Source organism: Paenibacillus sp. FSL L8-0494 (genome assembly GCF_038003695.1).
GTDB lineage: Bacteria > Bacillota > Bacilli > Paenibacillales > Paenibacillaceae > Paenibacillus_AQ > Paenibacillus_AQ odorifer.
In genome coordinates this window covers 2,775,406-2,794,598 of record NZ_JBBOPQ010000001.1, presented here as the reverse complement: position 1 = coordinate 2,794,598, position 19,193 = coordinate 2,775,406, and the positions used below count along the sequence as shown (strand labels likewise).

The following is a 19,193-nucleotide window of genomic DNA, read 5'->3' as shown; positions in this document are numbered from 1 at the left end:
TACTTCAGTTTATGTAGCGGTAACTTGGTTTATTGACTATTTTTACCCGCAACAGCCTTTCTCCAAACGCTGAGCGAGAATTTTAATGCCTTTTAGTCCTTTTGGAGCATAGACGTTCTAGTCCTTCAGCTGCACAGTGTCATACAGAAGACCTTCGAAACTTACTTCCGTTATATCTTATGTCCTTCTAATTTTCTAAAAAAACCGCTGATATACCGGATCATTCTTCGGTTATCAGCGGCTCTTTATTTTCCTCAGCTAGTCTTAAATTTCTGTTTCGTTCTATGCACAATAAGCAGATGCAGCCCGAAGAGCAGCAGCATTACAATGGCACTTGCCAGGAATGGGACACCATGTCCTACATGATCCCATAATCTTCCTGACAAAACTGGCCCCGCTACCATTCCTGATCCTTGGAGTGTCAGGAACAACCCCCAGACCGTCCCTCGTTCTCCCTTAGGTACTTGCTTAGCCAGAAAGGCATTCCATGCCGGGAGGATAAGCGCGTAGCTTATACCGACCAGTGCCACCGCGATAAAGGCAAGTGGCAGCCAGCGAACCTGAGAGAAAAAGGCCAGTGAAAAGGCAGCTAACAAAAAACCTATATTCAGAAACACCGTTGTCCCTATGCGGTCCACCAGCTTGCCTGCGGGAATAAGTGCAAGAACTGTAATCCCTCCCCCTGCAATGAGGAGCAAACTGAATTGATTGGGACTAACATGCAGCTCTGTACGTGCAAACAAGGTAACTACAGGCGTCATCAAGCCAATGGCGAAGGCTTGTAGGAACAACGCCGGGTACAGCCATCTGCTGACCTTCAGGGTAGTTCTCACCTGATGCAGCGTTCTTTTTATACTTTCTATCGGACTAAGCTTTTTACGATCCATTGCTCCGCCAAGTCCATGCATGTCCCTCACGACAGCATGAGACCCGCTGGAAGAGATTCGTTTAGGTAAGAAAAGGGCTACTACAACTACAGCGGCAGCACAACCTAACAAGACCAGAAAAGCCACATGATAACTCTGTCCACCCTGATCCATTAAAAAATTCACAACAATTGGACCGATTCCTGTTCCTGCGAGAGAGGCCATCTCAACAGCGCCCATGGCCGCACCACTGCTGCCGCTTTTGGTTGATCCGGCGAGTTCGGTAATTCCGGTCATCACACATGGCCAAAGCGGAGATGTCCCGATCCCAAGAATGAGACAGGCGATGGATAACGTAACGGCCGTTTTGGCATAGATTATCAAGCCAATGGCTACTAGAATCAGCAACAATGCACCTGTCATCGTCCAGCGGAACCCTATGCGCTCCATAACCCAGCCTGAAGGGCTGCGGAAGACGTTGTCCCCCAAATACTGTAGGGCAAAAGCGAATCCCACTACTGTCACCGACAGGCCCAGTATATTCTCCATATACACCGGCAACAAGGCAACAAGCAGCGAACCTTTAACAAATTCAACTAAAAAAATAATTACCCACATCTCCACAATAAATGGTGATGCTAAACTAATATTCATCCGTTGTTCAGCTTTCGTGGACATTCTATCACATCCAAATCCTAGTATTCTGAAGATTGTTTTGTTATACTGATGCTTGCCTTAAAAATTAACTATTCGCGAAAGGTTGTGACAGCATTAAATGAATCAACACCGTACTCCCCTCTTCACAGCTCTAAAAAAGCATGCCGCCGGCAATCCAGTTCAATTTCATATTCCCGGGCATAAGAAGGGGCTAGGAACCGATGCCGAATTCCGTGAGTTTATCGGCGATAACGCTCTATCCATAGATCTAATCAACATCGCACCGCTTGATGATCTACATCAGCCAACTGGCGTAATCCAGGAGGCTCAAAAGCTGGCTGCGAAGGCTTTCGGCGCCGACTATACGTATTTTAGCGTACAGGGCACGAGCAATGCCATCATGACGATGATCCTCTCTGTCTGCTCACCGGGTGAAAAAATAATTGTGCCGCGTAACATTCATAAATCCGTAATGTCGGCCATTATCTTCTCCGGAGCCAAGCCTGTGTTCGTCTCGCCTGTACAGGATGAGAATCTCGGGATAGATCACGGCATAACCACCAGTGCGCTGGAACGAGCGTTAAAGCGTCATCCAGACGCTAAAGGAGTTCTAGTTATCAATCCAACGTACTTCGGCGTATGTGCCGACCTGCGTTCGATTGTCGACCTGGCTCACCGTTACGGGGTACCCGTACTGGTGGACGAGGCACATGGAGTACTGATTCATTTTCATGAGGATCTGCCGGTATCGGCCATGCAGGCCGGTGCGGACATAGCTGCCACTAGTGTGCATAAGCTTGGTGGTTCCATGACGCAAAGCTCGGTACTGAATCTAAATGCGAAGACTGGGCTGATTAACCCACAACGGGTGCAGACCATTATGAGCATGCTGACAACAACATCAACCTCATATATTTTATTGGCGTCTCTCGATACATCTAGACGTAATCTCGCGCTGAACGGACATGAAATGGCGGAAAGAACGATCCAATTGTCCAACTACGCACGCGAGACCATTAACACTATCGAAGGCTTGTACAGTTTTGGTAAAGAAATACTTGGAACTGAAGCAACTTTCGATCTAGATCCAACCAAACTTAACATTCATGTTCGCCATTTAGGGATCACAGGTTACGAAACCGAAAACTGGCTGCGTGAGAAATACAACATCGAAGTTGAACTGAGTGACATGTATAATATTCTTTGCCTTATTACCCCAGGTGATACTCAAGAATCAGTAGATAAATTATTAGCTGCTTTGCGGGTGTTGTCCGCCATCCATTATAGCAAGGGTGAAATCTATGAACTGAAGGTTCAGGTTCCAGAAATCCCGCAGCTTGCTTTGATTCCAAGAGATGCTTTTTATGCTGACACTCAGTTAGTTCCGTTCCGCGAATCTGCCGGGTACATCATTGCAGAGTTTATCTATGTATATCCACCGGGGATACCGATTCTCCTCCCTGGCGAAGTCATTACTCAGGATAATATCGACTACATTATCGACCACGTCGAAATCGGTCTGCCGGTTAAAGGTCCTGAGGACCGCAGCATCACTAATGTTAAGGTGATTGTTGAAGCCGATCCTATATCCTAAGATCCATCTTTTCCTAAAAAACTTCAATCATTTATACAAAAACCCGATACCATAATGAGTATCGGGTTTCTGTATATAAGCATCAACTGTCCCATTCACATAGAACAGCTTAAGTTTAGTCGCTAGAATCTATTCTTGCTGAGCAAGCAGATTGTTGTAAGCTTCTTCAACAGCTTTCCATTCTTCTTCATCTTCGATATTATACAATACCATTTCTTCGTCTTCTTCTTCCATACGCAGAATAATGCCGTCTGCTTCTGGATTCTCGCGCTCTAACAACAGAGCATATAATTTCTCGCCTATGTCGAACGTTTCTACAAGCACCATTTCCACATCTTCGCCCTGCTCGTTCGTCAAGGTCAGCACAAACTCCTCGTGCTCATGGTCGTGATCATGCCCGCAACCGCATGCTTCACCATGCTCATGTTTGTGATCGCTCATTGTAATACCTCACTTTGAATTGTATTATCCTACATCTGGTATCGTACCACGTTAGATTAGTTCAGGTCAATTTAGAACACCTAATTTAACGCTGTAATTACCTTCTCCGACACAAGTACGTAATCTGCATTTTTGGATGGCTTAATATAGAAGCCCACCCGATATTTGCCCGCTTCTTTAAAGTCATAAGTAAACTCAGAGGTTGGAAACCAGAAATTATCCTTCTGTGAGCCTTCAAGCACCTGCGACTGAATATCCTTAACGTTACCAGACGGATCTGTCATGGCTACTTTCACAGCTGAAATCTCTTCAGTCAGGCTATCTACCTGTGTTAATATCTTAATTTTCAGCTTGCCTACGTTGACATTGCCAAAAACCGTATCCCCTTTAAAAAGTACAATATGGACATTAGGTTTAAGAATCGTAACTTTCCCAGAACCGTCCCAAGTAACAACCCCGCCTGTTTCTCTAGCAGGAATGTACGTTTTTCCATCAATTAGATAACCGCCGTCTACAATTTCTTTTCCGTTGCTCCATACTCTAATTTTCTGATTAACGGAATCGGCGAATAATAATGAGCCACCCATTAAGGAAAAAGCAAACACGCACAAAGTGATTTTTTTCCATCTATTCATTTGAGACCCTCCAGATAATTCATGCTGTTAATATATACTTACTTTGTTTCAGCAAGTTGCGCTAATTTTAGGTAAATATTTCATTGATCTTGCGAAAAATGATATTATGGTCTTATTCGAAGCAGAAACATTAGCTATAACCGATTTCAGGAGGGTTCTTTCTTATGAGTCTAAGCCTACAAATGCTAGGAACAGGCAATGCTTTTGCGAAAAAATATTTTAACAACAATGGCTTGCTGCTAGATGAAAATTACACCCTGCTGATTGATTGCGGGATAACAGCCCCGCTTGCCATGCATAGACTTGGAAAATCCTTCAATGACGTAAATGCTACGCTCATTACACATATTCATGCGGATCACGTTGGAGGGCTGGAAGAGCTTGCGCTAACCTTAAAGCATGTGCACGGTAAAAAAATGACCTTGCTGCTTCCTGAGACACTTATAGAGCCCTTGTGGAACAATACATTAAAGGGAGGCTTGTACCAAGAAGATGCTGTATCTTCCTTATCTGATATCTTCGAAGTTAAGCCCTTGCAGCCTGAAATTACCTACAACCTCTCTCCCACTCTTTCATTAGAGATCGTACAAACACCGCATATTCCCGGCAAAAACAGTTATTCCCTTCTAATAAATAACGAGATTTTTTATAGTGCGGACATGACCTTTCAGCCGGATCTACTGATTAGCCTTGTGCGGGAGCGCGGGATCCGGATCATCCTGCATGACTGCCAATTAGGCGGAACAGGCGTTGTTCACACTACGCTGGAAGAGCTGATGTCTTTGCCTAAAGATGTTCGCGAACGGATCAAGCTCATGCATTATAGCGATGAACAACCAGATTTCGTCGGACTTACAGGGGAGATGGAATTTTTAGAGCAGCATGTGAATTATAAGTTCTGATCTTTGCATATAAAAAAAGCCGTACATAAACGTCTGTTGACGTATGTACGGCTTTTCGTGTTGAACTATGAAAATGTCGGCAAATTATCCAGATTGTTAGTTGGATCTCCATCCGCATCTCCGCGGATATAAGTTTCTCCATCCTTACCTTTAAAAGCGTTCACTCCGGCAATATTTCCGGCCTGTACTTCTTGCAGGGCTTGGTCATACGCCAGCACACGTCCTGTAGAGGTCTGGAAGCTTGTCAAATCGCCATCCCCATTTTTTTGAACAGCTACGAAAGATTCTCGTTCGTTATTTGGCACTTTAGCTCGCCCCTTGCACTTGGATTTGCCATCATTCGGCACATCCTAGCTTGCGTAAAGAGTCCAATAATTATGTGCGCCAATCTTTAAAGCATTTTTTGCATCCGTACATGTAATATACCTGCATCATAGAATGGCTCCGTAGAAATAACTTCATAGCCGAGTTTCTTATAGAAATTCTCTGCCTGACACTGAGCATCTAAAATTGAAGCTTCCAGTCCAAGCTCCCGAGCAAGCTCTTCCATAGCCAGCAACAAGACACGTCCGTATCCTTTGACCCGATAGTCTTTCAATACGGCGATGCGCTGCATTTTAGCAGTACCTGCTTTGTAATAGATCAATCTCCCCGTTGCTACAGGTACCCCTTCATCTATAATCAGAATATGGTGCGCATTCGGACTGATGGCATCGTATTCGTCAATTTCTTCCTCGGCCGGTACCTTTTGTTCCTCAACAAATACTTTAGTGCGGATATCCAGCCCCATCTGAAGCTGTTCCTCTGTAGTTACCCGTAAGATTTCTGCCGCCATGTTAGTTGCAAACTCCTCTCTCTATGTAGCCAACGATAGTTGTCTATTATATAAAATAATGACTAGAAAGAAAAGCCTACATATGGAATCCGTAACCTCTCAGTAGACTAATCCACAGAATATACTTCTTCAGGGATCGAACGGTTATATACGTCTTTCATCACAGGTGATAACGGAGGATACTGACTTTTAGATTTGCCATCCAGATTGGTCATCTCATTGATTTCCATAACTTTTGTGGGTTTCGCCGTAGAACAACCCACTACACCCAGTAGTAACACTAGGCAAACGCCGACTTCCCATTTCACAATTTTAGACATTAAAAAAGCTCCTTTCACCGCAGCTGCAGTTATACTCACTACAGCTTTGACGATTCAGGAGCTTTATAAACAATAGGAGCTATTCATTCCAGTTGCCCTCTTAGAGATTGACGTTTCCAACCAAATGGACTAAATACATCATCCCAACCAGAAAGCCTGCTAAAACAAAATAAGCTGTCCCATATTTCCAACGTGTACTGGCTGGTACATCGTAATACTTATCATTATCATGGACTGTATAGCTGATGTCACAATGCATTTTTAAATGAAGACCATTCTCTAACGTTACTTGCTCCAGCTGCGAAATTCTTACCTTTTCAATAATACATTGCTGTGGCAGTGTAGCTTTGCCATAATAATTCAGCTGATCCCATCTCACCACAACATACTGCTGTCTCTCTAGATCACTGTAGGTGGTAAAAGGTAAATCCCGGCGATGCTCAGCTCCTGGAATCATGTAACCCGCCTCTCTCAAGGGCTCCACTGGAATTAAGAAACCCTTAGTCACAGACTGCGGCCGGTTGTTGTTACGTCTTTTCACAAATTTGTTATACAGATCGTAAGCAAACATTGCCCAGATGATAAAGAACAAAATCGAACGCAAGTAAACGATTATAGCTAAGCCACCGACCAGACCCACAAGCCACAGCCAGCGCGTAACCGCGGTAGCGATACGTCCACCGTCTAGCGGATGGATTGGCAGCAGGTTAATCAAATTAAGCAAAAAGCCTATATAAGCAAGGGAATAAAGAAGCGGACTATCCATATAATATGCCGCTCCAAAAACAGCAGTAGACCCAATAGTACCCAGAATCGGTCCGCCAAAAGCTACATACGCTTCTGTCTTCGCATCCAGCGGATGTTTTTTCATAGTAATTAACGCGCCTAAAAAAGGAATAAATAGCGGAGCGCTGACGGGTAGCCCGATGCGCTTAGCGGCTATAACATGTCCCAATTCATGAACAAGCAAAAGCAGGACGATACCTATGGCAAACCCCCACGGATAAATTAAAGCATATGCCCCTATCGAAACCATCATGGAAATTAACGGACCGGCAATTTTACCTATTTTCAGCAGAGACAAAATCGCCTTTCCTTTTAACAGGAGCATAGCGGCTCCGCCCCCCAACCATTTCAGCGGAGTAGAAGTATTCTTTTTCTGCTCATTTTGCATTTGCGGCAAGATCACAAGCTCCTTTATCTTTCAATTTTAAAAAAACTGCTAGTATTTCAACAAAGAGTCCTTCCGAATGTATACGATGCAACTTTTAGAAACGTTTCAGCGTCAAACCAACTATCTTGGATAAATTTTACTGCCAGATAAAGAAAGGGTTGGTTCATATGCTCTCTTTTCACTCCAAAGCTTGGTTATCCGTCTTAATGCTCTCAACACTTCTACTCCCTGCCACCGTGTCAGCAAACTCTTCATTAACTGTATCGGAGTCGCCTGCGCTCGCCCAAGCTTCCTTTGCTAATACTTCGCAAGTATACTACCAATTTGGCGTTCCAGGCGGAAACATTGGCGGACCTGCGCTGCTCAAAAATGGTGTAATCTACGTAGATGTTCGGGGGATCGCTGAGCAAGCTGGCTTAAAAATGGACTGGGATAAATCCGGCAAACGTGCTCTGTTCAAAGGCTGGACTAAAAGTTTTGCTGTTCGAATCGGGAGTCAAACTGGCGTGCTTGACGGGAAAGCGGTAGATCTTGGAGGAATACCTTTTAAATCCAAAGAAGATGGGATATTTGTGCCGGCGCGTTTTATCGTTAAGGCTTTCGAAGGCAGCAATCTCCGTCTAGACTCCACAACGAATACACTTTTAGCGGATGATCTGAAGACCTACAATGTTTTCACAGAATCCTCTGGAGGGCGTACCTATACGCTGGTCAAAGCTAATGGTGATTTATATGTCTCACAAGGCAAGGATACGGTGATAAAACTCACTTCACTCCAAACAAACTTTGACTGGGCAGGAATGAAGATCGAGAAAACGGCGGGGGGTCTGCTAGTCATTAAGATTATTGATTCCTATGGAGAGCCTCATATTAATACACGCGAAATCACACTCATATTCAAAAATGGTGCGTTACTACGTAAGGCCACATTCGCTTACCAGTTCAGAGGAGATGCGGATTTCAAACCTTATGATGGCAACCTCATCTTGCATGATGGTAATACCTTACGTTTCATCCAAGACGGCACAGGCAATGTACTAGATACTCTTGATCTTGTAAAGCTGGGTGGCGAGGAAGATGCTTACTATGTAGAAAGCATTGATAAAGAAATCATACTGCTTCGTGGAAATCAGAATGGATTGCTAACCTTAATCGACCGCCAAACAGGCGAGCGAACCCTTTTGTATAAGGAGCTACTCACAGCAAAGGATCAGGAATACGCGGAAAATAACGATGTTCCTTTTAAAGGAGATAATTTGAAATTCGTAAAGCGGAGCGGTGACAAATTGTATTTTATAAATGACTCCCCGCTTACTGGCAAAAAAGAAGTTATCTACTCCATTGAAGCTCATTCCAATAACTCCAAGAATAATACTGATTAGAAAGTACAGTACAAGCATGTGTATTGATTAAAGAACTAATCGAATCCTCCTCAGTGATTATCCCTGAAAATTAACCTTCCTACATATAGGCAAACGCCGTGAACGTTGTAGGCTAAGGACCATAGACTGTTATCAGGATTGAAACATTCGAGGAGGATATCCATGGAATCAAATACAAATTTTCATCAACAGGTCGCTTGGAATTGCATGAATAAATATGTAGGTATAGTAACGACTGATGGTCAATCCTTTGACGGCTTCATCGCTCACGTGGACCAGAACTATATCACCCTTGCGGTTCCCAGCAATGAAATGGTCGATCGTATGAACGGAATGCCTGCCGAGCAGTCGAACTATAGACAATTCGGGTTCCAGCCCGGCTTTTACCCAAGACGCCGCTTCTATCCACGCCGTATCCCTTTTTTCGGAATAAGCAGTCTATTTCTACTCCCGTTTTTTATCTGACTCGGTGCAGGGGGATGATGGGTCATCCCCTTTCTAGCTATTAACTACTTAGTCGGAGGAGATAAGAGAAAACACCACTCTACATCTATATTGATTATAAAAAAGAATTGCCATCCTACTCTCTCATATGGTATTATAAATTTCGTCGCAGGACGGTAGCTCAGCGGGAGAGCACTATCTTGACAGGGTAGGGGTCATGGGTTCGAACCCCATCCGTCCTATACGTGAAAGCCTTGATATTCAAGGCTTTTTTACTTTTTATGGACAGAAACCATCTCAACATAACCTCTCCTATGCCTTCATGGTAGCACCGTGGTAGCACGTCTATTCATATCTTTCTATTTCCCTCAGTTACCGTTGAGTAACTCAGGTTCTGAATAATTGTTCTCCAATAAGGTGTGCTGCTCCTTCTTGCATGTTCGGAAACAGGTGAGAATACAGATCAAGGGTAATCTGTATTGAAGCGTGTCCCAAGCGCTCTGAGACGATTTTAGGGTGCACGTTGTTCTTCAGCAGTAGTGAAGCATGAGTATGCCTAAGATCATGAAAGGTTATAGGATGTAGTTCGGATTTCTTTAGCATGTTATACCATGTTCTGGACAGATTTCGCGGTGTAGTTGGTGTTCCAACCGTTGTGCAGATCACAAGATCATGATTAATGTACATTGCCCCAGCGTCATCTTTCTCCTGTTGTTGTCGCCGCATCCACTTCTCCAACATCTGAATTGTATCAACATCAAATGAGATTGTCCGAATGCTGGTTGTTGTCTTTGCTCCAGCCCTAAGTTCTTTACCATCATGACTCAGCGTTTGTCTGACTGAAATCACTCCGCGTTCTAAATCCACATCTCGCCAACGTAGACCAAGTATTTCTCCTTGTCGCATCCCAGTAGCTAGCGCCAAATGGAACGCTTCATAATATCTTACCTCCTCTTTGCGGATTGTGTGCAGGAAATGTCTGACCTCATTAGCATTCCATATCTGCATATCTTTCCGCTTATCCTTAGGCTTGTTATCAATTCTAGAGGCTACATTCCTCGCAATAACATCCTTTCTCTCAGCTGAATTTAGAGAAGCTGTAACAACATTGAAGATTCGTTTAATCGTACCCTCAGCCAGTCCCTTCTCTCTAAGATCGTTCACGAACCGTTCTATAATTATAATGTTAAGCTTTGCCAACGGATACTGGCCCAACTGGGGTTTGATATGAAGTCTGATATATGATTCCGTGCTTTTAATAGTCTGTGTTCCGTAATTGGATGATTTACCTCTGAACCACTCTATCAGAAACTCTCCGTAGGTCAGTTTAGACGGCTCACAATAAGACCCTTTATCTGCTTGCACCTGAGCTTCTCTAAGCGCTCTCTTTGCTTCCCTTTCGCTCTTGAACCCTCGCTTTCTAATTTGGATTCGCTTACCGTTAGAATCCTTGCCCAAAGTCAGAGTGTAAAAGTACAGTTCTTTATTCTCTTTCTTCACAAAGTACTTTCCTACATAGCCCGCAACTGTCATTTCAGCCGCCTCCCTTGAGTTATTATAGTTGTTAAAAGAATTTAATGGATTATGGATCACCACGAATACGTTCCACAAGCACTCTATATCACCACCTTTCAAAATGCATTCTTACCCATTAAGCCAATTGAAGAAGACCTCCTTTAGAATGCGAATCGACTTACCGACACGCACTACATGAAATTGTCCCGAGTTCACCAGTTCATACGCTTGGCGGCGGCCAATTCCAAGGATTCTCTGAATGTCAGCAACTTGCAGAACATCTGGATAAGTTTGTTTCATTGGAAGCTATCCCTCCTGCTCAGTTTTCGGTTTAGTGTGAGGAGGGATTACTTCTACTACTCTATCTATTAAATCTGGATGACATTCGATACTCATCCCATTTCTACCCCGTAAGGACTTGGTAATGTCTGCCCTCAAAAACCCCCGCTCAGCTAGGATAATTAATGCGGAGTCGAACTTTTCAGCAGTACCGAACTTACCTTTGACCGTTGACCAGAGTTCTTGACGCTTATACTTCTGTATTTGCTTTCTCTTCAGGACCTCCAACAGATACTTGGCGTCCTCGATTTCCAAATTCGACTTAAAACAACCAAAAGCTGCTTTTGCATGTGCAATAAAGTAATTCCCGAGCGCGATTGCTTTGTTCATTGTTTCTTCAGATATTTTTCGTTCAAAGGAATCATCGAACGGCATACCGAACATCGCTTGTTCAGACACATGAAGTAATGAAGCAATTCGAACAATTTGACCTGGTATTCTTTCACTCCATGAACGGAGGAAATCATGCGATAATTCTTCGCCGTCCCTCAGCTTTATTTCGAACCATTCTCGAAACTCTTGCAGCTTATTTAGTGCTTCGAGAGTTAAGGCAAGTTCTACTGGGGCTGCTGGTTCAAATTTCATGATGTGATGGATTAATTCCCTATATGACTGAAATAAGTCTGTTGGAATTGATTTTATCTCTGTGGTACGATGCCCTCTTTTTGAGGGTGGCAAAACATATAAAAATCTGCCCATGAATCCCTGCCCAGTATATCTGTCAGGCAGAGCTTGAAGCACAGAGGGTTGAACGAAAATGCACATGGTCAACGTTGGGTCATTAAGAATAATCTTTGAAGTATTTTTACGATCAATAACCATACGATCTCCTGTGAATGCCCGTAGGAACACATCGAGCTTGGCTTGATTTCCGTAATGTTTATGATTTAGGTTATCGAACAGGCCTCCTTCGGTTGATAGTAAAGCCATTCGTTCATCATTTTCGCTCAACTGTTGAATTAGTGCTTGTGGGGTTACATCATCTGTGATGTACCTTTGCACTCTAATACCGTGTTCCGTTCGAAATAAAGGATTTTCAATCATTCTCTCAAACTCAATGACTGGTTTGGACAGGTGACTATATATTGCACTTTTCCGTTCACCAGAAGGCATCGCGATTAATACATAAAGATTGTTTTTCTCTACCCAGCCTTCTCCTTCAACCAATCGAACGATAAACTTTCTGGCAGCGGCCACCGAAATCATGGACAGTATGACTGCTCCAGCAGCATCAACTGATGTTTGTGTCACATCTGATACCTGATCTGTCATTCTCGCCAATGTCTCAGGTAGAGCATCAACTGGGAATTCAACGTGTTCAAAGAATTCGAATTGAACAGGACTACCAGCCCACTTGGTCTCTTTACTTAATGATAAAGCACTATCTACAGCACTATAACCATTTGCTGGTGAGGTATTATGATTCATTTTTTCATCCTCCATTTATGAATTGTTGTCAAAAGCTTCAGCTCAATCTTAAACTTCGCTATCAATAAGGAAATGTAGTTAGTAATACTTGAAAATTTATCCAGTCTGTCATGTCACACATCCTTTCGTTTTAGCTGTGACCCGATAATACAACGCCATTCACCTGAATTCAATTAGTTGAAAAATGTTGTTAACTCCGCCGAAATTTTTAAACTAATTTGCGGTTATAACGTGAATTTCAACAGTATTGTGAATCTTTGGTATAATTCCTTTAATGGAATTTCAACTTAACGAAGGGTAGGTGAAATGGGATGGGTGCAGCTCAAACCGCATTTCAGCGTGTGATGGGTAAGTTTAGGAGGCCGCTTATTTTGGAACGGCTACAAATTGAAGAGGAAAATATCAGTGGTGGATGCCTGCACGGAGTACATTTTGAAAGATTCATTACCCTTGATCCCCGAGAGAAGCTATTAGTCATACGTGTGTGGCTTGAGGAAATGTACGGGGACGAATACACGAGAGTTAGCATTGCAAATACGGGAATATTGTCGTATCAGGGACTCAAGAATATTGAAGAAATGTTAAAAGAAAGCGTCCGTGAAAGCAATGTTGCAAGATTATCCGAAAAATACCATGTTCCACTTGGTTTGATCACTGCTAAGATACCAGATGGAGAGTGGGCAACGGGCATATTCATTGGCAAACCAAGGGATAGACTAGATTATTTCTACCACTATTACCTTCAACACGGTAAGAATCATATTCTCGATGATACTGACTATTCAAAACTTCACTGGAATGACGTAACAAAGGAATTAGATGAAGTTGAGGTTGAGGTATTTATTAAACTTTTGGACCCTGAAACAGGTGAACCCATAACATCAAGAAATATTGCGAAACTCAGAGTATTGTCGGATGAAGTACCCCGATTACACGACATTATCGTTAAAGATATGGATATGATCGCACATAAACATATTGAGTATATGAGGTTGCATGAACTTGTCAACGAGCTAAATCAGCGGCTGGCGGCGGCTGAACGCCGCATAGATATGTACGAGGGTAATTCTAATGAAAAGATTGACAGACTACTACATGAACTGATGAATGACTAACAATTGCCGAGAATGAGCCTGATTCCATCTATTTGGAGTTAGGTTTCTTTATAAGTAAATAAATAAGAACATATATTCCCATTGACTATCTGGTTTCGAAAAGGTTGTTCTCTTAGTAAGGGAGTGTACGAGGGTAAAGTATTACACAGTTTCTTGCCGTCCCCCCTACAACTTTAAGGAGGCAATCTAACATGCATGTATCAACGGATACTAAGACAATGTACCTGCTACTCAGAAACGAACTAGAGATCAAACAGCTCCATGAGCTTATCTTCAAACGTAACAAGGTGGGGCGACACCCTCGTTGGAAATACTTTACAGAGGATCGGTTAAACGGAGTTAAGCTTGGATTCAGGCCGAATTTCCCTACAGCTAAGTTTAATGTATGGCTGAGCTTTAATGGTTACTCGAACGGCAGCACTCTGTTAAGAGACATCTTTGTGCTCATTCCAATAGAGCGCTGGATGGTTAAGCGGCTAGACATTGCATTTGATAGCAACCTTCCATACCATCAGCAACATGCTATACACCCTCCTAAGAAAGCTACGGTAGATCATTATTCGCCCACATCTGTATATATGGGTAAGCGGCGCTCGTCCATCCAACTAGCTCATTATGATAAGCAGAGAGAGAGAGGAGAAAAGCGAGGTTTGGTTACGGATGCCTGGGTTAGAGCTGAACTAAGGTATCGTTTTCCCTCCATGAAGAAAGTAGCTGATCTAAAACCAGATGATTTTGCCGCTGCCAAGGGATATCAGATCATAACGGATTTAAGCGGAATGCCCGATAACTTGCGTGAAATGGTCATACAGCTTAACAGGGGTTCAAAAGTAGGAGGAATGGATTGGGAAAGTGTTACCCGAGCTGCCCAACGGAAAATAAGAGAGTATGGATCAGCACAGGGGGTTAATCTGCACGACCTCATACTCTCCACATTAGAGATTATAGATATTGGCGCTTTCATCTACACACCACCTTTGAAGCAGCTTGGCGAGCTATCTTCATAGATTCAGAGTAAGCAATACATAACCTGGCGTCAAGTATGGAATGAATACTACAAATGGTTGAAAACCGCGCCACCACTGGATTTCTTTATGTAATTTACATAGCCCTAAAAAGAGACGAAAAATCCTGAATTGGCTGCGGCGATCCACCTTCAACAATATTTACTCCAGTATGATTTCAGTATGCTGGATAAGACTAGATTAATCCTTTGCTGGACAATGCGTATCGCCATTTTAGTCTTTTTTACCCCTTGTTTTCGAACATCTGAATGAGTCGATTGAATTCACTGATTACTTGTCCTGCGAATCCGATTCCTTTGCGTTCCTCGTCGTCAATCCCATACTCGTCTATTAAATGGTTGAGGTTGGACCACGCCTTGTCAATCTGCTCTCTTTCCTCAAAGGTAAAGATATCAATCAGAATATCATCGGAGAAAGTTACTTCCTGAGGGACTTTTCTGATGGATTCCCAATCGATAACTACAGGATTACGAGTGAGCGGGGAATCGATTTGATACTTGCCAAGGACTGCGTTATGTATCTGCCTAGCCGTCTTGATTAGACGTTTGATATACAACCTCCTTAACGCCTCTCGACGCTGACGTTCTTTCTCTTGGAATGCTTCATATTGTTTCCTTATGTGTTCATTGGATTGGATTGCAGCCTCTGCGCTTCTTTCTGCCGCGATTGCGTTCCTTTCAGCAGCCAGAGTATTGCGGCGGGCAGTCCACCATGAAAACACGCTGACAATGATTGCGATTGTGGCTAATATCGATGTTATCCACTCTACGGGTTCCATTTCCATTCATTCTTTCTCCTTCCTCATATGAATGCATTAATAGACGATGTAAGCCTTCAATGGTATGGTTTCACCCTACGGCCCTTAAAGGCTTATCTTCTCTTCTAGGCTACCCTAAGCCCTCCTGTTTGCGGCTAGTTACCTTATTCAATTGGGTTGGTGGCGAAGAACAATCCTCAATCTAGTTGTCTTAGGAATTCAAAGTAATGCTGCACTGCGTTACGTAAAGAAGCTGTTCCATAGTATATGGACATGTATCCATTGTTGCCGTCTATGGGCAAGTTGTGTTTTGACTCTATGCATCTCTCAACATCATCTTTCGTGTAAGTTAGACGATCCAACAGAGAGCTGCCTCGATCATTAGTATAGTGTTGATAGAGATTTCCTTCCCAATAATTAACTTTCCTACATCTGGATATACTGTTCTGCACATGCTCTTTGCTGACTGCTTGCTTTTTCATATAACTCCTGAAAGCTTCTTCATCGTATATTGGATTCCACATGAGCTACCCCCTCCCTGAGGCGATCATATCACGAAATCCTGCAGCCAGCACTTAGCAATTGATTGACTAACAATAAGTGTTTAACCAGCGATGATTATACGTGATTGCTGATTATTGTACTTACTCCCACAGCGAGGAGGCCTCTTACCCCTGTTTAATAACATGGCTGTAAGTACCTGAAACCCCAGTGTTTATGCGGGTTTGCTCACTTACATATGCTTCATGGGTGTATAGGTCGCAGAAAGGAAAAAGAGATTAATAATTCAGTTAATAAATAATTTGACAATAAGCGAAATAAAGGGTTACGTTCGAGTAGAACGATACGGGTTCCCTACTGTTTCCTTTATCGTTTTGATTCTTCATACACGGCCTCTCATCTCTGTACAGAACGGGAGGCCTAATAACCAATAAGGAGTGATGTTATGGATTTCGATGATTTAGAGAAGTACGGACAATTCGGCTTCCGAAAAGCATATGTGGAAGACCCCGATGATTTAATGAGTATCTTCAATGCTCAAAAGAGTGTCCTAGTCTTTTTGGACACCTTACCGATACATAAGCAAATCAAATTGAAGAGAATTCATGATAACCTCTCCCAGGAGGCCCTCGGAAAGATAGTTCGACTACAGGCTTCTACTATTTCCCTCATTGAAACTGGTCAGCGGCTTTTACCTAAGAGTCGTTACAAGGAGTTTGAAGCGTACCTGTACGAAGATGTGTACTCTGATGGCATCCTGCAATACAAGATTGATCAGGATGCACCAGATGAACCGCTTGATATGGATATAGAAGCTCAAAGAGCATACTGGAAGGAAATCGCTGATAATGATCCCGATTTGTACGGTACAATTCTATAATCAATAATTGCATTGGGGGAGTATGCATGATAGGTACTATTGAACTGATGGAGCAAGAAGATTAGGGTTATTATCGGTTTTAATATACATGAAGATAATGATAATGAATGGAGGTTATGGAGATAATGGATGAACTACTAAGAGCGTTAGACTTGGAGGACTCCCTTCCTTCTACTTCAAAGAGCCAAATTGAAGCTAATAAGTATCGTCGAAATCTACTGATGTTAATGAATAAGCCTAAGCCAGAGTATGAAGCACCAGAACAATACAATAACTTTGCCCATGAATTGCTTCTAAGAAGACTGGCTGACCCTGATTACCGTTTCAACCCACGTACACTGTTTAACGATTAACAGCCAGCAGATGGTGTAAAGCCGTATGAACTGAAGAGGTGAGTAGTAGAAGGTTGGGGTATGTATATCGAGCGGAGCGAGGGAAGAGACACAGCCGAAGGCATTTGAAGAGGGGAGCAGCCATTTGACTGACTCCCATTTTGTCACATAAAGCCACGTTCCTTTAAGGATACGTATTCCTGATCACTAACTATTAAATGGTCAATTACGTCGATTCCTATAATCTGACCAGCATCTACTAATCGTTTCGTAAGCTGAATATCTTCAGCAGACGGTGTTGGATCACCACTAGGATGGTTGTGAGCACAAATAAGAGCTGCGCTAGAACGCTTGATGGCAGCGCGGAAGACTTCTCTTGGGTGTACAATTGCAGAGTTCAGAGAACCTATAGAGATGGTCTCCTTGGCAATAACATGGTTCTTGGTATTGAGGAATAGACAAACAAAATACTCTTTCGTTAAATAGGCAAGTTCATTGTGAAGTACATCAAAGGCATCTTGGGGTGAGCGAATAACTGTTGCTGGTTTCTTAGGAGTATTAAGTAATTTGGCAAGCTCTAAGGCATTGATAAGCTGTTGTGCCTTAACTTTTCCGATCCCACGGATTTCCATTAACTCCTGCTCTGTAGCGTCCATAAGAGACTCAGGGGTGCTGAATACCTTCATTATTTCTTCAACGGTATAACTGCTCTTTTTCTCGCGTAACGTATTGGCGATTATTGCTATATATGAGTTATTAGACATTATTAATTCCTCCATAACATTAATTAGAGGAGTCAGCCGTAGCCGCTCCTCTTGAATGTGAACTTATATTTGTTTATGATTACTATGAAATTAGTTTACTAAGGCCGCCTGCCAGCGGTCTTTATTTCTGTTCAGAAGCAGCAGCTTGAAACTCATGGTATCTGCCCCATTGCTTAGGAAAATATTTGGCGAAGTAGCGGACGACATAGTATCCCGCTAAATCATCCTCCAGCTCCCAGCATCGTTTAAAGTACACATATAGCACCGTTCCTGCCATTCTAAAATGTCCGTTCATGACAAGTTGCCGTAGAGTCACCGTCAGTTCCTCAGGTAATCCTTGTTTATCCTTCATCTATATCACCTCCATGTTAGGGCTAATCTCACTGACCCTTTTTATTCTCTGTCCAACAAAAAAAGACTCCTAAATCATTTCCACGAAGGATAATGTTTAGAAGTCCTTATACAGCTGTTTTCTATGTTGTTTTTTTAATTGCTTCCTGGCGTATTCATCAAAAGGGTATTCCTTGTGGTACTTAAACAGTGCAGCTTGTTCTTTAAGAATATGTGACCTGATTTCCTCTAGATTGTTTAGGTTAAGGCTCAATAATTGCTGTAAGATATACCCTGATTGATTGTTTCTAGCGGCTAATGGGCCAGTGTCATATTGAATACTCTCTCTTTTATATGAGAATCGGACGGTTATACCATAAGTTGTAAGATTCACTTCTTGTTTAACCCATCTCCCAAGTGGATTGCAAAAATATTCTGTGGAAAATGGGGTTTTAGTACAATAATGTTCATATTCAATATTACCGCAGCTCTTGACATATAGTACCTCTCTGCTCATGTAGATCCCCCATTCATGGTTTGATCACAACTCCGCGCCGCAAAAGCTCACAGGCAAGCATCTCAAAGGCTCCTATTATCGCTGTCATGCTTTAGGCCAAATGAAAAATCCTGCATCACTCCGCTAGGGATTGGAAACAGGTTATTGAATAACTATTTATTTGTCTTTGAGCTTAAATGGAGCATATAACAACCTATGGTTCGTTTGTACTATATCATCTTGATGGATTGATGCTATAGGTCAGGTCACCTATACATGGATATTATCACCAGGAGGCGGTGGGCGCATCCAAAATTCAAAGGTCAATAGTATGTACATAGCTTGTGGCTCGATTTTTTAAAATTTCCAAATCACCCTATACATAATTATTTCTTATTTAACAAAGAGAAATATATTCAATGCAACCTTATGGTATTTTTACTTAGCAGGAAATTTGTAGA

22 protein-coding genes and 1 tRNA gene are annotated in these 19,193 nt (G+C 42.6%); 9 read left to right on the top strand and 14 right to left on the bottom strand.

Annotated elements, in window-relative coordinates:
• Positions 1-254 precede the first annotated feature (254 nt).
• Positions 255-1,544, bottom strand: coding sequence for an MFS transporter (locus tag NYE35_RS12505; protein ID WP_341121138.1), 1,290 nt, complete (start codon positions 1,542-1,544; stop codon positions 255-257).
• 97 nt (positions 1,545-1,641) lie between these two features.
• On the opposite strand from NYE35_RS12505, the gene NYE35_RS12500 reads away from it, so the two are divergent.
• The gene (locus NYE35_RS12500) at positions 1,642-3,117 is read left to right on the top strand and encodes an aminotransferase class I/II-fold pyridoxal phosphate-dependent enzyme (protein ID WP_036686120.1); all 1,476 of its coding nucleotides are present in this window, start codon (positions 1,642-1,644) and stop codon (positions 3,115-3,117) included.
• 129 nt (positions 3,118-3,246) lie between these two features.
• Here NYE35_RS12500 and NYE35_RS12495 read toward each other — a convergent pair whose 3' ends face one another.
• Positions 3,247-3,558, bottom strand: a complete 312-nt coding sequence (locus NYE35_RS12495) for a DUF1292 domain-containing protein (protein ID WP_036686118.1) — start codon at positions 3,556-3,558, stop codon at positions 3,247-3,249.
• 80 nt (positions 3,559-3,638) lie between these two features.
• Positions 3,639-4,193 carry a copper amine oxidase gene (locus NYE35_RS12490; RefSeq protein ID WP_036686116.1) on the bottom strand — a complete coding sequence of 185 codons (555 nt, stop codon included), beginning with the start codon at positions 4,191-4,193 and terminating at the stop codon, positions 3,639-3,641.
• Positions 4,194-4,357: 164 nt separating this feature from the next.
• Here NYE35_RS12490 and NYE35_RS12485 point away from each other — a divergent pair, with 164 nt between their 5' ends.
• Positions 4,358-5,095, top strand: a complete 738-nt coding sequence (locus NYE35_RS12485) for an MBL fold metallo-hydrolase (protein WP_036686115.1) — start codon at positions 4,358-4,360, stop codon at positions 5,093-5,095.
• Between the two features lie 65 nt (positions 5,096-5,160).
• Here the strand turns inward: NYE35_RS12485 and NYE35_RS12480 are convergent, their stop codons facing one another.
• The 4 genes from NYE35_RS12480 to NYE35_RS12465 form a co-directional block, all read right to left on the bottom strand.
• The gene (locus NYE35_RS12480; RefSeq protein ID WP_036686113.1) at positions 5,161-5,400 is read right to left on the bottom strand and encodes a DUF3892 domain-containing protein; all 240 of its coding nucleotides are present in this window, start codon (positions 5,398-5,400) and stop codon (positions 5,161-5,163) included.
• Positions 5,401-5,486: 86 nt separating this feature from the next.
• Positions 5,487-5,930, bottom strand: coding sequence for a GNAT family N-acetyltransferase (locus tag NYE35_RS12475; RefSeq protein ID WP_036686111.1), 444 nt, complete (start codon positions 5,928-5,930; stop codon positions 5,487-5,489).
• A 107-nt stretch (positions 5,931-6,037) separates the two neighbouring features.
• Positions 6,038-6,250, bottom strand: a complete 213-nt coding sequence (locus NYE35_RS12470) for a hypothetical protein (RefSeq protein ID WP_036686109.1) — start codon at positions 6,248-6,250, stop codon at positions 6,038-6,040.
• 100 nt (positions 6,251-6,350) lie between these two features.
• On the bottom strand, positions 6,351-7,424 hold the full coding sequence (locus NYE35_RS12465; protein WP_036686564.1) for a site-2 protease family protein: 1,074 nt from the start codon (positions 7,422-7,424) through the stop codon (positions 6,351-6,353).
• A gap of 167 nt (positions 7,425-7,591) precedes the next feature.
• Between NYE35_RS12465 and NYE35_RS12460 the strand changes: the two genes are divergently transcribed.
• From NYE35_RS12460 to NYE35_RS12450, 3 genes are all read left to right on the top strand, one after another.
• Positions 7,592-8,806, top strand: a complete 1,215-nt coding sequence (locus NYE35_RS12460; protein ID WP_341121135.1) for a copper amine oxidase N-terminal domain-containing protein — start codon at positions 7,592-7,594, stop codon at positions 8,804-8,806.
• A gap of 162 nt (positions 8,807-8,968) precedes the next feature.
• Positions 8,969-9,271 carry a hypothetical protein gene (locus NYE35_RS12455; RefSeq protein ID WP_036686108.1) on the top strand — a complete coding sequence of 101 codons (303 nt, stop codon included), beginning with the start codon at positions 8,969-8,971 and terminating at the stop codon, positions 9,269-9,271.
• 149 nt (positions 9,272-9,420) lie between these two features.
• Positions 9,421-9,492, top strand: a tRNA-Val gene (locus NYE35_RS12450).
• A 145-nt stretch (positions 9,493-9,637) separates the two neighbouring features.
• On the opposite strand, the gene NYE35_RS12445 is transcribed toward NYE35_RS12450, so the two are convergent.
• The 3 genes from NYE35_RS12445 to NYE35_RS12435 form a co-directional block, all read right to left on the bottom strand.
• Positions 9,638-10,783 carry a site-specific integrase gene (locus NYE35_RS12445; protein WP_341121133.1) on the bottom strand — a complete coding sequence of 382 codons (1,146 nt, stop codon included), beginning with the start codon at positions 10,781-10,783 and terminating at the stop codon, positions 9,638-9,640.
• 111 nt (positions 10,784-10,894) lie between these two features.
• A complete protein-coding gene (locus NYE35_RS12440; protein WP_076297701.1) occupies positions 10,895-11,065 on the bottom strand; it encodes a helix-turn-helix domain-containing protein in 171 nt (56 codons plus the stop codon).
• Positions 11,066-11,071: 6 nt separating this feature from the next.
• Entirely contained in the window at positions 11,072-12,532 is a 1,461-nt protein-coding gene (locus NYE35_RS12435; RefSeq protein ID WP_076297700.1) for a YfjI family protein, read from the bottom strand.
• A 311-nt stretch (positions 12,533-12,843) separates the two neighbouring features.
• Here NYE35_RS12435 and NYE35_RS12430 point away from each other — a divergent pair, with 311 nt between their 5' ends.
• On the top strand, positions 12,844-13,647 hold the full coding sequence (locus NYE35_RS12430) for a hypothetical protein (protein ID WP_076297699.1): 804 nt from the start codon (positions 12,844-12,846) through the stop codon (positions 13,645-13,647).
• Between the two features lie 191 nt (positions 13,648-13,838).
• Entirely contained in the window at positions 13,839-14,654 is an 816-nt protein-coding gene (locus NYE35_RS12425; RefSeq protein WP_076297698.1) for a replication initiation factor domain-containing protein, read from the top strand.
• A gap of 241 nt (positions 14,655-14,895) precedes the next feature.
• Here NYE35_RS12425 and NYE35_RS12420 read toward each other — a convergent pair whose 3' ends face one another.
• A complete protein-coding gene (locus NYE35_RS12420) occupies positions 14,896-15,456 on the bottom strand; it encodes a hypothetical protein (RefSeq protein ID WP_076297697.1) in 561 nt (186 codons plus the stop codon).
• Between the two features lie 919 nt (positions 15,457-16,375).
• Between NYE35_RS12420 and NYE35_RS12415 the strand changes: the two genes are divergently transcribed.
• On the top strand, positions 16,376-16,810 hold the full coding sequence (locus NYE35_RS12415; protein ID WP_076297695.1) for a helix-turn-helix domain-containing protein: 435 nt from the start codon (positions 16,376-16,378) through the stop codon (positions 16,808-16,810).
• Between the two features lie 125 nt (positions 16,811-16,935).
• The gene (locus NYE35_RS12410; protein WP_076297694.1) at positions 16,936-17,163 is read left to right on the top strand and encodes a hypothetical protein; all 228 of its coding nucleotides are present in this window, start codon (positions 16,936-16,938) and stop codon (positions 17,161-17,163) included.
• Positions 17,164-17,306: 143 nt separating this feature from the next.
• Here NYE35_RS12410 and radC read toward each other — a convergent pair whose 3' ends face one another.
• The 3 genes from radC to NYE35_RS12395 form a co-directional block, all read right to left on the bottom strand.
• Positions 17,307-17,906 (bottom strand): RadC family protein, encoded by a 600-nt coding sequence (gene radC / locus NYE35_RS12405; RefSeq protein WP_256717698.1) that lies wholly within the window; start codon positions 17,904-17,906, stop codon positions 17,307-17,309.
• A gap of 121 nt (positions 17,907-18,027) precedes the next feature.
• Positions 18,028-18,258 (bottom strand): hypothetical protein, encoded by a 231-nt coding sequence (locus tag NYE35_RS12400; RefSeq protein ID WP_076297692.1) that lies wholly within the window; start codon positions 18,256-18,258, stop codon positions 18,028-18,030.
• Positions 18,259-18,354: 96 nt separating this feature from the next.
• Positions 18,355-18,753: a hypothetical protein gene (locus tag NYE35_RS12395; protein WP_076297691.1), complete on the bottom strand. Its 399-nt coding sequence runs from the start codon at positions 18,751-18,753 to the stop codon at positions 18,355-18,357.
• Positions 18,754-19,193 lie beyond the last annotated feature (440 nt).